The sequence below is a fragment of the Paenibacillus sp. FSL R7-269 genome (assembly GCF_000517865.1).
GTDB lineage: Bacteria > Bacillota > Bacilli > Paenibacillales > Paenibacillaceae > Paenibacillus_AQ.
Window position 1 is genome coordinate 1 of the sequence record NZ_ASPS01000015.1, and the last position, 13606, is coordinate 13606.

Annotated in this window: 10 protein-coding genes; 7 read left to right on the forward strand and 3 right to left on the reverse strand. The window is 52.5% G+C overall.

Annotated features, from left to right (window positions below):
- Together C162_RS06650 and C162_RS06655 are read right to left on the reverse strand one after the other, a co-directional pair.
- The coding region (locus tag C162_RS06650; RefSeq protein WP_036692699.1) for a SpoVR family protein at positions 1–1172 on the reverse strand (1172 nt) is incomplete at its 3' end.
- 94 nt (positions 1173–1266) lie between these two features.
- The gene (locus C162_RS06655; protein ID WP_036692702.1) at positions 1267–2184 is read right to left on the reverse strand and encodes an ArsR/SmtB family transcription factor; all 918 of its coding nucleotides are present in this window, start codon (positions 2182–2184) and stop codon (positions 1267–1269) included.
- A 226-nt stretch (positions 2185–2410) separates the two neighbouring features.
- On the opposite strand from C162_RS06655, the gene C162_RS06660 reads away from it, so the two are divergent.
- The 3 genes from C162_RS06660 (at position 2411) to C162_RS06670 (ending at position 6108) form a co-directional block, all read left to right on the forward strand.
- Positions 2411–4207, forward strand: coding sequence for a glycoside hydrolase family 2 protein (locus C162_RS06660; RefSeq protein ID WP_036692704.1), 1797 nt, complete (start codon positions 2411–2413; stop codon positions 4205–4207).
- 36 nt (positions 4208–4243) lie between these two features.
- Complete coding sequence (locus tag C162_RS06665) at positions 4244–5359, forward strand: glycoside hydrolase family 88/105 protein (protein WP_036692706.1); 1116 nt, start codon at positions 4244–4246, stop codon at positions 5357–5359.
- A gap of 119 nt (positions 5360–5478) precedes the next feature.
- A complete protein-coding gene (locus C162_RS06670; protein ID WP_036692708.1) occupies positions 5479–6108 on the forward strand; it encodes a hypothetical protein in 630 nt (209 codons plus the stop codon).
- Positions 6109–6214: 106 nt separating this feature from the next.
- Here C162_RS06670 and C162_RS06675 read toward each other — a convergent pair whose 3' ends face one another.
- A complete protein-coding gene (locus C162_RS06675; protein ID WP_036692709.1) occupies positions 6215–8467 on the reverse strand; it encodes an FAD-dependent oxidoreductase in 2253 nt (750 codons plus the stop codon).
- A gap of 138 nt (positions 8468–8605) precedes the next feature.
- Here C162_RS06675 and C162_RS06680 point away from each other — a divergent pair, with 138 nt between their 5' ends.
- From C162_RS06680 to C162_RS06695, 4 genes are all read left to right on the forward strand, one after another.
- A complete protein-coding gene (locus C162_RS06680; protein ID WP_051493275.1) occupies positions 8606–9403 on the forward strand; it encodes an AraC family transcriptional regulator in 798 nt (265 codons plus the stop codon).
- A gap of 107 nt (positions 9404–9510) precedes the next feature.
- Positions 9511–10284 carry a GNAT family N-acetyltransferase gene (locus tag C162_RS06685; protein WP_051493276.1) on the forward strand — a complete coding sequence of 258 codons (774 nt, stop codon included), beginning with the start codon at positions 9511–9513 and terminating at the stop codon, positions 10282–10284.
- A gap of 283 nt (positions 10285–10567) precedes the next feature.
- On the forward strand, positions 10568–12133 hold the full coding sequence (locus C162_RS06690) for a glycoside hydrolase family 43 protein (protein ID WP_036692711.1): 1566 nt from the start codon (positions 10568–10570) through the stop codon (positions 12131–12133).
- Between the two features lie 19 nt (positions 12134–12152).
- Positions 12153–13604, forward strand: a complete 1452-nt coding sequence (locus C162_RS06695) for a glycoside hydrolase family 28 protein (RefSeq protein ID WP_051493277.1) — start codon at positions 12153–12155, stop codon at positions 13602–13604.
- Positions 13605–13606: the final 2 nt, after the last annotated feature.

Consider the following 13606-nt stretch of genomic DNA (forward strand, 5'->3'; position numbering starts at 1 on the left):
CCGTTCACCCGGGCCAGCACGAGCTGGTCGCGCACATTCTCCCACGCTTTATCGGTGATTTTCCACTCCGGGCCTTTTTTCTCGAACACGTAGAGGTCCAGGTCGTTCACCAGTTCCTTGGAGAGATAGCTTCGGATGAAGGAGAGGTCGGAATCCAGCTCGCGCACCTCGAACATTTTGTCCCGGTCCCAGCGGCGTTCGATGTCCTCGAAGATCTTCAGCCCCAGGTAGTACGGATTCAGGCTCTGGCGGGAAGGCTGCACCACCGATGAATTCAGCTTGGCGTATTCGACAGTCTCTTCGGCGGTCAGGTCCAGCTCGCGCATGATCCGCTGATGCCAGTAGGAAGCCCAGCCTTCGTTCATGATCTTGGTCTCCATCTGCGGCCAGAAATAGAGCATCTCGTCACGGAGCATCGTCATGATGTCGCGCTGCCAGTCCTCCAGAGCGGTAGAGTATTGCTGGATGAACCAGACGATATCTTTTTCCGGCTCCGGGGGAAAAGCACGCCTACCGGCAGTCTCCGGCTCCTGCACAGCAGCATCGCTCTTCTCCAGATCCCACAGTTCGCTGTAGGCATTAGGCGGACCAGATCCGCCGGGCGGGGAGTCCTTGCGCTCTTTCATTTTGGCTTCGAGCAGATGAGTCTTGCCCAGCTTGCGCGGCTGGATCAGACTGGGGTCGATATGCTCCTGGATCGCCAGCACTGAATCAATGAAGCTCTCTACAGTGTCTGTGCCATAAGTGACGGAATAATCATTGATGCGGTCGGCGGTGGCGGACATGCTCTCGACCATATCCCGGTTGGACATGGAGAAGCGCATATTATTCTTGAAAAAATCGCAGTGCGCCAGCACATGCGCAACAATCAGCTTATTCTGCACCAGAGAGTTGCCGTCCAGCAGAAAGGCGTAGCACGGATTAGAGTTGATGACCAGCTCATAAATTTTGCTTAAGCCGAAATCGTATTGCGACTTCATTTTGTGAAAAGTCTTCCCGAAGCTCCAGTGTCCGAACCGGGTGGGCATCCCATAGGCACCGAAGGTATAAATGATATCCGCCGGACATATCTCATAACGCATCGGATAGAAATCGAGTCCGAACCCGGAAGCAATCTCCGTAATCTCGGCAATCGACCGCTCCAGCGCTTTAATCTCATCATCACCGGGCATGCATCCATCTCTCCTTCCAGCTTGTGAACCGTTCTTCCTATGTATATGGGGGGAGGGGAGGGAGTATGATGGGCATGCCCAGCCCAAATCTCCCTTATTCCGCCTCCGTATAGAACAACTTAAGCAGAATATTCTGCGGATAGTTTCCAAAGTGCTCTCCGAAGATGGTAAGGCCGCCTTTGTTAGTAGAATTCCCGTCAATCCCAATCCTCAGCTTGATGAAGGGGGAGTCTTCGATCTTAAGCTCAGCGAGGGAGACCGATGATATTTTTTGACCGTCTATTCCTGTATCCTTCTTGGTGACTCTTAAATGTTTCAACAGGCCGTACTGGCTTAGTTCGTTATCCCACCAGGGAGGGGTTAACTTCCCGCGCACATCTGAGAAATTCCCCGGAGCCGTCCATGTGCCTAAAAAAACATCGTTGATATAAAAAGCAATATCGCTCGGCCAATTATTGTTGGATTCAGGAAACTCTGATGAGAGCTCTAAGGATAACTCTAATAATTCTGCAGTGAAATTGTGGTTGAATTCATTCGGAATGATATATTCGACGAAGCCCTCCGCAAACCACAGTAAGGAGGCCTCGATCCGGTCATTGGAGACGAAGGTCCGTTGATCGTCTAACTTTCCGATAATTTTAGCCTGGCTGGCTAATCCGCAGGTGGGGGTGACTGAGAAATTAGAATAGTATCCCAGCTTGATTTCATTCGTAATGACTTTAAAAGGAAGATGGAGCTTTTGCGGGAAGTTGAGGGCAATATGATCGACCGCAACAATGAAATTCTTCTTTCGGCTGTCGGCAGCCTCCAGATTGTCCTGGAGCTTGATGATCTTGGCGTCCTCCAGTAACCGGATATGGCGTGAGACGATCGCTTTGCTTAAGTTAAGTTTTACGGCTAGCTCACTGACCGTAAGCGGTGTATGTAGCAATAGTCTGAGAATCGAAGCTCTGGTGTCTGATGCCAGTGCTTTCAGAACAGAAATACCATGATCGTCGAGTTCTAAGAACATATGAACCTCCGGTTGTTAACTTTTTAGTTTACAATTAACAGTCTGGTTAAGCGGTAATTTTATTTAGTATACCACAAAGTTGAAAATGAGGAATAACGTTGATATAACCTTGAAAGAACGCTTTCATCATGATAGTATTTGCTTGCCCGCGAGGAAGATTTACTATCTAAACCACAAAAAGTTAACTTTTATTGTTGCGGACTACTAAGATGGGAGCTGAAGCTAAATGACACACAGGATGGAATATCCGCGTCCGCAGTTCGTCAGAGACGCATGGCTTAATTTGAATGGAAGCTGGCAATTTGAATTTGATGACAGGAATGTGGGAGCCGCGCAACGATGGTTTGATCCAGGTGAGAATTTCAGCCAGACCATTCAGGTTCCCTTTGCCTTTCAGACCCCTGCCAGCGGAATACACGATACCACGTTTCATGACTATGTCTGGTATAAGCGCAATTTCACACTCGATCCGGACTGGTATAAAAAGCGGGTGATATTACATTTTGGAGCGGTAGATTATAGAGCTTGGGTGTATGTGAATGGTCAATATATCGGGATGCATGAGGGCGGACACACTTCATTTTCTTTTGACATTACGCATGCCTTAACTGGACAGGAAGAACAGGTAACGGTTCATGTGGAGGACCCATCAACAGACGAGACTATTCCCCGGGGCAAACAGTTCTGGTTAGAGCAGCCCGAAAGCATCTGGTATACCCGTACAACAGGGATTTGGCAGACTGTGTGGCTGGAGGCGGTAAACCCTGTGCATATTCAACAGGTGAAATTTACGCCCGATTTGGATCAAGGGAGTATTGGAATAGAAGTGAAGTCTGAGGGGGATGGTTCTGAAGAATTAGAGTTGGAACTTCGTATTTCTTTTGGCGGAGTATCTGTTACTCAGGACCGAATACGATTGTTACAGCCTATAACACGCAGAATGGTAGATCTGTTTGGTCTGAAAATATTCCGCACAAACTTTCACCGGGCCGGCTGGACATGGAGTCCGGAGACGCCTAATTTGTTTGATGTGGAAATGAAGCTGTACGATCACGGGGTTGAGGTAGACTCTATTGAATCGTATTTCGGCATGCGGAAGGTTCATACAGAGAATGGTATGGTCTATCTGAATAACAAACCTTATTACCAGAAGCTTGTACTGGACCAAGGATATTGGCAGGAAGGATTGCTTACAGCGCCAACGGATGACCATCTGAAGAAGGATATCGAATTAGCCAAAGAACTAGGGTTCAACGGTTGCCGTAAGCATCAGAAGGTCGAGGACCCGCGGTTTTTATACTGGGCTGACCGGATTGGGTTCCTGGTATGGGGAGAATGTGCGGCGAACGCCTCTTACAATAATGATGCTGTAGCCCGGTTAACCAAAGAATGGATTGAGATTATTGACCGTGACTTCAATCATCCCTCGATTGTGGCCTGGGTTCCGCTTAACGAAAGCTGGGGCATTCCGCTGGTGAAATCAGATAAGCAACAGCAGTATCACAGCGTAGCCATGTATAGTCTGATTCATTCCTTGGATAATACCCGGTTAGTCATATCGAATGACGGCTGGGAAATGACGCTGACGGACATTTGTGCGGTACACAATTATCAGCATGGCAGAGCGGATGAGTCCGATAAGTATGAAGAGTTCAAGCGGATTCTTTCGACAAAAGATACCATGCTTGCTTCCAAGCCATCGGCCCGGAGTGTATATGCAGACGGATATGAGCATCGGGGCGAGCCGATCTTGTTAACTGAATTCGGCGGGATAAGCTATAAGGCTGGCGCTGACGACGGCTGGGGATATACCAGCGCACAATCTGCAGAGGACCTTGTTCTGGAATACGGAAGAATCATGAAGGCGGTGTACGCTTCCAAGATTATTTATGGTTATTGTTATACGCAGTTAACGGATGTGGAGCAGGAGATTAACGGCCTGTTGGCCTATGACCGGACACCCAAATGCGATCAGTCATTAATTAAAGAAATTAACGATCAGTGGCATCTGCGGACCATTTAACCGGAACTTATGAAATGATAAGGAGCTGATGAATCGATGACAAATGAAAGTTTGCTTCAAAAAATCGGGCTGGTCGTAGACAGGCTTATGAACCTGGGCGGCAGCGACTATGAAAAGGATAAAACCGTGATTCAGGCCGATACCAGAGTAGGGATTGTGCAGCGCGATTTCGGCATTGAAGAATGGGATTGGCCTCAGGGCGTAGGTCTTTATGGTCTTTACAAGCTGCAAAAGCATTATGGCGATACGCGCTATATGGAATTTTTCCGGAATTGGGTTTCCCGTAATCTGGAGGCGGGCCTGCCTTCCAAAAACATTAATACAACAGCTCCTTATCTGCCTCTGGTGCTGCTCCTGGATCAGCTTGAGCCTTCCAGCGAACTGGAAGAGCTATGCCGGGAGCATGCAGATTGGCTCATCCATGAGCTGCCCAAGACCAAAGAAGGCGGCTTTCAGCACACGGTCACTGCGATTGGCAACCGGGATGGCATTCACCTGCATAATGGACAGTTATGGATTGACACACTCTTTATGGCGGTGCTGTTTCTGAACCAGGCGGGACGCAAGTTTAACCGGCCGGAGTGGGCGCATGAGGCTGAACACCAGATTCTGCTCCATATCAAATACTTGTTCGACAAGCATACCGGCCTGTTCTTCCATGGCTGGAGCTTCGAACGCAACGATAATTTCGGCAGTATCTTCTGGTGCCGCGGCAATTCCTGGTTCACCTATGGTATCGTCGATTACCTGGAAGCCTGCCAGGATTCAATTAGCCCGGGGTTCCGGCGGTTTTTGATTGATACGTATACCGCTCAAGTTAATGCCCTGGTCTCCCTCCAGGCAGCTTCCGGTCTCTGGCATACCGTCCTGCAGGACCCGTCCAGCTATGAAGAGGTATCCGGGTCAGCCGCAATCGCCGCAGGGATTATCAAAGGCATCAAAACCGGTATTCTCGATTCCTCCTATCAGGCTGCAGCAGACAAGGCCATTCAGTCGGTATGTCAGAATATTAGCGCAGATGGAACGGTCCTGAATGTATCGGCTGGAACCGGTATGGGAATGGATAAGGAGCATTACAAGAACATTGCCCTTAGACCTATGGCGTACGGACAGTCTTTGGCTCTTATTGTATTGTATGAAGCTTTAAAATAAACGGCAAAAAGCCTAATCCCTGAGCGTTTACGCCAAAGGATCAGGCTTTTTTTCACAATAAATTATGTTAAAATTACATTAATTAATACTTGGATATCGACGAACGGGAGGGATAAGTAATGACCGATTTTACAGCGATTCGGGACCTGTTCCATATTACAGAACCGTGCGGATTTGATAATGAATCATTAACACCATGGATGGAACGCTACGGGCATATTCCGCAGGTGTTGCGGGCGTATTATACGGAGCTTGGGGCCCACTCTGCATTGAACGCGACTCAGGATTTTCTGGTTCAGCCTCAGAATTTTCCGCGTTATATGGAAGAAGACTACTGCATCTTTTATACCGAAAATCAAGAAGCCTGCGTCTGGGGAATCCGTGCAGCGGATATGAAGCTCGATAATCCTCCCGTCTATGTACGCAGCGGAGAGGAATGGGAGCGCCTGCGTTCGTCTGTTAAGGAATTTTTGCTGGCTATGGCCCATTTGCAGGCAGTGCTGGCGATGGAGAATAGCAGCGAAGAATATTGGGACATCGATGAGGCTGCTGCGGAGCGAATTGAGCAGAACTTTCCATCCCGCCAAGCAGATTCGGATTTGTACACGGGCGTACGTTTTTTTGGCCGGCCGGGTGAATTGATTGTGATTATGAACAATAACGGGGGCCATCTGCTAATGTTCGCGGCCGAAGACGAGGAACGCCTGGATGAATTATACAATCTCTTTGAGCAGTGGACGGAGCAGTAATCCGCGCCTCCCGGCAAAAGTCCCGTATAAGCCAAACAAGGGCCTGACCGCAGTCAGGCTCCGCTCAACACTCCTTCTAACTAAGCCAGACTAATAGCCCACTCCCTTAACCATACACCCGTACCTCAATAATCTCCGCATACTCGCTGCCGTTGGTTCCCAGGACCACGACCCGCAGTCGGTCGGCTGTCACAGCTTCATTCAGCATGTGTACCCGCTTGCGCTTGTGGTTGTCACGTTCCCCGGCAACTGCACTCCAATTACCGTCGATGTAAGCTTCAATACGATACTCCTTAACGAGCGTTGGCAGGATTTCGTAAGGCGTAACATGATGATGCAGGTTGATCAAGTCCTCGTTGACATCGTCATTGAAGGTAACGTGAACGTCGCGCAGAGTTACCGGCGCGTTCCAGGCCAGCTCCAGCCACTCCGGCTTACCGGAGGCCATCCGGTCCGAGGACCACAGATGCGGCCCGCCGTACGGACGCAGGTAGCCGTCGGTGGCTTTGTCTGCGGCGAAGGCGCTCGTTGTCCCGGACAGACGGAGGCAGGGAGCCTTGTGGTCATATTTCTTTTTGTCCCATTGCACTACCGGCTGTGCGGGCGGATTCTCGCCGAAGTCCCTTGAGGCAGCGGGGGTCTCGCTATGCCCGTATGCAAGCATTCCCGAAGCTGGCTCATCTGCCATATGCAAGGACAGCGCAGCATTGGCCTTGACGACCAGGAAGGCGTTGCGCGGTGACTCCGGCTTCCATTGCAGCGGGAGCTTCACCCACTGGGCGGGTCCGGCCTGGACGGGAGCTGATACAGACTGGATTAACGTATGGGGAATATAATTCTGGGGCCGACCGGTCTCCCATAGCTCGACCGTCAGCTCTGCGGCTTCGGCCGCATCGATCAGCAGCTCAATCCCGTCCAGCTCAGGATCAACCGGAACAGTGATGCCGATGTTATCGGTAAGCGTTACGCTGAACGCAGAATCCTCTACAGCGAGCCGGCTCCGCTCGCTGGAGGCGCTGAGCGCAGCCTTCAGCGCCAGATCTGCTTCATCCTCGTTGCATAGCCCGAGGACGGAAGCGTCCTGGCGCAGCATCGTCTGCTGCAGCTCATTCAGGTGGGCCGCATGCAGTTCGCGCGGCGATATTCCCTTGGCAGCGCAGAGTGCCGCGCCGATACCGGCGGCTTCGCCGATGACCGCGCAGGTAGCCATGACGCGGGTCGTGCCGAACGCGACATGCGAAGCGCTGATGTCGCGGCCGGCCATCAGCATATTGCTGACATTCGCGGAGTACAGCGAACGGAACGGGATGTGATAGCTGCCGTCTGAATACATATGCTTTGAGCCTGACTCTGTAGCGTACACTCCCTGCGGCGGATGCAGATCAATGGACCAGCCTCCGAACGCCACGCGGTCCGGGAATTCACGCTGAGCCAGGATATCATTCTGATTCAGGACATAATCGCCAATGAACCGGCGGTACTCCCGCTTGCCCGGAGTCGAACCGACCCATTCCAGCGTCATGTTGTCCGCGTCGAATTTGCCGGAGTTCTTAATATAATCCCAGATCCCGTAGATCACAGACCACAGCTCGTCGCGGATGGCCTCATTGTCATGAACGGTGTCCTGCTCGCCGCCGAATTCGATCCACCAGTAGGCGCAGCCGTTGTCGCCGCTGCGGATGATACGGCGCTCGGCGATAGCGGTTTGTGTAATATCCTTTGCCATGGCCGGAGCGATATATTTGACCGGATGGCCTGCGTCCTTGGTATAGAAGAGCAGTGTGCTGCCGAGCGTAATATCATCGGCAACCAGTGGTGCCCATTCCTCATTATATTCTTCGCGTGCTTCACGGCCCAGCCGGTACTCTGCACCTGCCAGGAAGCCTACCAGGCCATCCCCTGTACAGTCCAGAAAGACCGCGCTCTCAAAAGTAATTCTCCGCTCCGACCCCATCATCCAGCCCGTCACGGACCGGATGCTCCGCTGGCCGCTGCCATCCTCGGAAGCATCGGCCTCATGTACATCCGTGTTCAGAAACAGCTGAATGTTCGGTTCGGCCTTAACTGCTTCAAGCACAACCATATCCCAGAGATACGAATTGCCGTCTTTGTTGCGGTACTGGTTCTCCACAAACAGCTCGCCCATGATCCCCGTTTCACGTGCATACCGGTGGATACCGTGTGAGGTTGCGCCGCAGACCCATACCCGCACCTCGCTGCTGGAGTTGCCGCCGAGCACCGGACGGTTATTAATCAGCGCCACACGCTGGCCCAGCCGGGCTGCCGCAATCGCCGCGCATACCCCTGCCAGTCCTCCGCCTACCACCGTTACATCCGTGTTGACCGTTTCACTACGCATTGTTGAACCTCTCCTTTGGTGTATGTTAATATATCCGTAGTTTCATGATAGGATAATCATTAATCAAATGACATGCATTTAATTTCTTGATTTATATACTTTATTTCGCTGAATAATGCAATCGGAGGGGAGTCAGACATGCGCATGAATTGGTCGGTTCGTCCGGCAGCCTATATCTATTGGGAGCAGAAAAAACAGTTCCTGCTGGAGCACGACACCTATCCTGTGTGGACGTTATTTGCGGTTGAGCAGGGACATTTCGCTTATCGCTTCGGGGACCACGAAGGGGAGGGCGGATTCGGGGACATCATTGTATGTCCGCCGGGGACAACTTTTTACCGGAGAACGCTTAGTCCGTTGACTTTTCATTTCATACAATTCGAATGGGAGGAAGAGGGGGCACCGGAGGACGCTGCAACGCTTGGAGGCAGTTGGACAGTCAGGGACGTGGAGCGCCTAAGATCTACCTACCGCTATATGCGGAGTATCGGAAGAGGGATTCAGGAGGAGCCGGGGTATAGCCGGATGAAGCATATGCTGGAGGATCTCTGGAGGCTGCTTGAAATCGAGCGCAGCAGTGCATCCGAGGAGCTGCGCTCTGAAGAGACAAGTCCGGGCCCGCTGATGCAGCAGGCTAAGCAATGGCTGCTGGAGCACGCTTGTACACCTATGACCCTGCAGGAGTTGGCCGCTACCCTTGATATTACTCCAGTACAATTAACGCGGCGTTTCCGTGCGGCCTATGGGACGGCCCCGTCAGACTTCGTAACCGGACTCCGGCTTAGACGGGCCTGCCAGCTTTTGGAGGATTCCAGACTGCCCATTGAAGGGATCGCCCAGCATTGCGGTTACGAGAACGGCTTCTACCTAAGCCGGGTGTTCACGGCGAAGCTGGGATTAACGCCCTCCCGGTATCGTAAGCTGCACCGCATATAATTAATAACAATTGTATAATTTAACATATTACATTAGTATGTAATTAGTTATTTATCTAATTTGATATGGACTAAATAGTTTTTCGCTGTAGAAAGGATTGAATTGTAATGAAAATAGATGCTTCTGTCATCGCCGCAAGAAATATTATGGATGAGAGCCAAGGTAAGAGTTATCCCACATTTGCGTATTCGGTATTAGATCGTTACATTGACGGGGACATCATCATCGATAAGTCTTCGGCGCTGATCGGTATTTCTTCAGGCATTTATACAGTGGTGGGGGATGAAACGAATGATGATTTTGCATCCAGGCTGCTGCACGAATTCAAGCATAGAGAGAGGCTAGATCAGAGATTTACGTTATTTTCATCCTCTGAGGGGTGGGATCGCAGAATCAATGAGCTTTTAGGGGCGAAGCTGCAGAGGCTGCAGAGGTATTCTTTTACATTCAATGAGCAGCGTTACCTGCAATCGGGAAGAGCGGGTATGCAGGAGGGCTTCCGGCTGAACAGGATAAATGAGGAATCGCTTGAGGGGGATAGAGAGTTCGATGCGGCGTACATCCGGAAATATTGGGGACTAGTGGAGCGTTTTGCGGACAAGGGCTTCGGTTTCTTTGTTACGGAACTCGAAGTAATTGCTGGAGAGTGTGTCTCTATATTCTCGTCCGAACAGTATGCGGAGATTGATATTGTGACAAATCCTTTGTATAGGGGAAGAGGCGTGGCGTGGTGTGTTGCCGAAGCTTTTATCCTGGAGTGCTTAGAACGTCAGATCACACCAAGATGGGACTGTGACCTTCACAATATTGCCTCCATCCGATTGGCGCAGAAATTAAATTTTGCCGCACCAGAGACCTATTCGCTCTATGTAAGGAAGTAAGGCTGAATCACACAAGTGATCCTGAACAGTTAAGAGAATATGCTAAGACGTTTGATTAAAATAACGAGAGTGAATTCTACTCCATAGTGCAGCGACAGTAAGAGACGTTATCCGTCCCCTGCTGCCGCTGTTTCTGTTTCCAGGACAAGAAAGTATAAAAAATAGGAAAAAGAACATAGAAAGCGCAAGAAAATTAAACTTATACGAACTATAATTGGTTATGCTTACATATCGTTGATTAATTATTCGTACCTATCGCCCGCGTGAAGGAGGACTTCCGAATTTGAGAACATTCCGTAATCCGGTGCTGCCGGGCTTCTACCCTGATCCTTCGGCTATCCGTGTAGGTGAAGACTATTATCTGGTCACTTCAAGCTTTGAATTCTATCCCGGGGTTCCGGTCTTTCACAGCAGAGACCTTGTCCACTGGCGCCAGCTGGGCCATGTGCTGGACCGTCCGTCCCAGCTTAATCTGGACGGGATTCTTCCGTCGAGGGGGATTTGGGCGCCGACCCTCCGGTACCATCAGGGCCTCTTTTATATGATCACGACGTTTGTTGATAATCACAAGGAACCTCATAATTTCTATGTAACCTCCGCTGATCCGGCGGGGGACTGGTCCGACCCTGTCTGGCTGGAGGATGCGCCCGGCATTGATCCTTCCCTGTTCTTCGATGAGGACGGCAAGGTCTATTATACCGGTAACCGGGTTCCTCCCGAAGGCCAGGATTATCCGAAGCATATGGATATCTGGCTGCAGGAGATTGATCTGGCGCAGGGCAGACTCACCGGTCCGAAGCACAGCCTCTGGCAAGGTGCGCTGAAGACTGCACATGCCCAGGAAGGGCCGCATCTGTATTCCATCGGAGGATGGTATTATCTGCTGATCGCCGAGGGAGGCACCGGCCATACCCATGCAGTAACGGTTGCCAGAAGCCAGAACGTGACGGGGCCCTATGAGGGATGCCGGGCCAACCCGATTCTGACCCACCGCCATCTCGGCAGGGAGTACCCCATCGTGAATACGGGCCACGGGGAGCTTGTGGAGACGCAGCACGGGGAGTGGTGGATGCTCTGTCTGGCCTCCCGGACCTGCGGGGGATATTACCGCAACCTGGGCCGGGAGACCTTCCTGACTCCGGTCAAGTGGGAGGACGAATGGCCGGTAGTGAATCCCGGCAAGGGCGTCCTTGAGCTGGAGGGGCCAGCGCCGGATCTGCCGGTGACGCAGTGGCCGCTGTTGCCGGTGCGGGATGATTTTGCTGCCGGGGAGCTTAACCCCGTCTGGAACTTCCTGCGCACGCCGCGCGGTGAATTCTGGAGCCTCAGCGAGCATCCGGGGCATCTGCGGCTGCGGCTGAAGCCGGAGGTGCTGGCGGAGACCGGCAATCCGGCTTATATCGGAAGACGGCAGCAGCATCTCAGCTTCAGAGCCGCAGCGGCAATGCGCTTCCAGCCGGAGGCCGCAGGCGAGAGCGCCGGACTGGCCCTGATCCAGAATGGGGACAACCACTTCCGGTATGAACGGGTGGTACAGGACGGAGGGCAGCTGCTGAAGCTGACCGTCCGCAGCAGAGGAGCTGAGCAATTGCTGGCCTCTGCGCCGTATGCGCAGGATACGGTACAGCTTAAGGTAGAAGCCAGGGGGCAAGATTATAGCTTTTATTATAGAGCCGCAGATTCTGACACCTGGACCGCACTGCATGAACGGGCTGACGGCCGGGTGCTGAGTACGGATTGGGCCGGAGGTTTTACAGGGGCCTATATCGGAATGTATGCCAGTGCGGGTGGAGCGCAGAGCAGCAATGTTGCGGATTACGGCTGGTTCAGCTATGAAGAGCTTGAATAGACACTGAAGGAGGAATACGATGAAAACAATACATGATTCCGCAGCTTATCCAATCCCGGAGCTGCCGCAGATTCCGCAGCGGACTTTCCGTATTACAGACTATGGGGCAGAAGCTGAAGGGCTGCTGTGTACGTCTGCTATACAGGATACCCTGGATGCCTGCGCTGCCGCAGGAGGAGGAACGGTGATCATCCCGCCGGGAATCTGGCGCACCGGGCCGCTGACGCTGCACAGCCGGATCAATCTGTGTGCCGAGCGGGGGGCGCTGGTATGCTTTGAACCCGACTACAATCTGTATCCGCTGCTGTTCTCCCATTACGAAGGGACTGCCGGATGGCGTTGCCAGGCTCCGCTGGACGGGGAGAATCTGATCGATGTAGCCATAACCGGTGAAGGCATCTTCGATGGCAGCGGCGAGGCCTGGCGTCCGGTGAAACGCTTCAAGCGGACGGAACTGGAATGGAATAGCCTGCTTGCCTCCGGGGGGGCCTTGGATGAACAGGGTGAGATATGGTGGCCTTCCAAGGAAGCGCTTGCGGGAGAAGCTTATGTTCTGCAGCTGAAGGAAAACGGCGAGACAGCAATGGAAGCCTATCTCCCTGGCCGTGCGTATCTGCGTCCTGCGCTGCTGAGCCTGCGGAATTGCCAGAGAGTGCTGCTGGAGGGGCCGACCTTTCAGAGTTCTCCTGCCTGGTGTCTGCATCCCATGGGCTGTGAGCAGGTTACAATCAGACATATTCAGGTCCGTAATCCGTGGTATTCCCAGAACGGGGACGGGCTGGATCTGGAGTCATGTACACATGCGCTGGTGGAGCATTGCAGGTTCGATGTAGGCGACGATGCCATCTGCCTGAAATCCGGCAAGGATGAGGAAGGCCGCCAGGCAGGAAGAGCCTGCCGGTACATTACGATCCGCCATTGTACGGTCTATCACGGACATGGCGGGGTAGTGATCGGCAGTGAAATGTCAGGCGGTGTGCAAGCGGTCCGGGTGAACGACTGCGTGTTCATGGGTACGGACATCGGGCTGCGCTTCAAGAGTACCCGGGGAAGAGGCGGCGTCGTGGAGGATATCCTGATCGAAAATATACAGATGTCAGGCATCGTCCATGAAGCGGTATCCTTCCACCTGTTCTATGCCGGGGTTGAGGGGTCTGAGGGTTATGACGAGCAGGAGGTTCCGGTCACGGAGGAGACTCCGCAGTTCCGTAACATCACGCTGCGGAATATGGCCTGCCACGGGGCGGCAACCGCGCTGCTGGTGAACGGGTTACCGGAAATGCCGCTTGCTGCGCTTACGGTGGAGAACTTCAGCGCCATAAGCAGGCGGGGTATCATCCTGCGCCATGCAGCAGGGCTGAAGCTGGACCGGATCAGGCTGCAGACGCAGGAGGAGCCGCAGGTACAGATGCATAAGTGCAGTGATGTGGAGCTTGTCCGTTCAGGAGACCTAGCCATCACCGAGCTTTAACC

Excerpts from the sequence above, each read along its gene's own strand:
- C162_RS06670 (WP_036692708.1), top strand. The coding sequence starts at position 5,479 with ATGACCGATTTTACAGCGATTCGGGACCTGTTCCATATTACAGAACCG.
- C162_RS06675 (WP_036692709.1), bottom strand. The coding sequence starts at position 8,467 with ATGCGTAGTGAAACGGTCAACACGGATGTAACGGTGGTAGGCGGAGGA.
- C162_RS06655 (WP_036692702.1), bottom strand. The coding sequence starts at position 2,184 with ATGTTCTTAGAACTCGACGATCATGGTATTTCTGTTCTGAAAGCACTG.
- C162_RS06665 (WP_036692706.1), top strand. The coding sequence starts at position 4,244 with ATGACAAATGAAAGTTTGCTTCAAAAAATCGGGCTGGTCGTAGACAGG.
- C162_RS06680 (WP_051493275.1), top strand. The coding sequence starts at position 8,606 with ATGCGCATGAATTGGTCGGTTCGTCCGGCAGCCTATATCTATTGGGAG.
- C162_RS06660 (WP_036692704.1), top strand. The coding sequence starts at position 2,411 with ATGACACACAGGATGGAATATCCGCGTCCGCAGTTCGTCAGAGACGCA.
- C162_RS06685 (WP_051493276.1), top strand. The coding sequence starts at position 9,511 with ATGAAAATAGATGCTTCTGTCATCGCCGCAAGAAATATTATGGATGAG.
- C162_RS06695 (WP_051493277.1), top strand. The coding sequence starts at position 12,153 with ATGAAAACAATACATGATTCCGCAGCTTATCCAATCCCGGAGCTGCCG.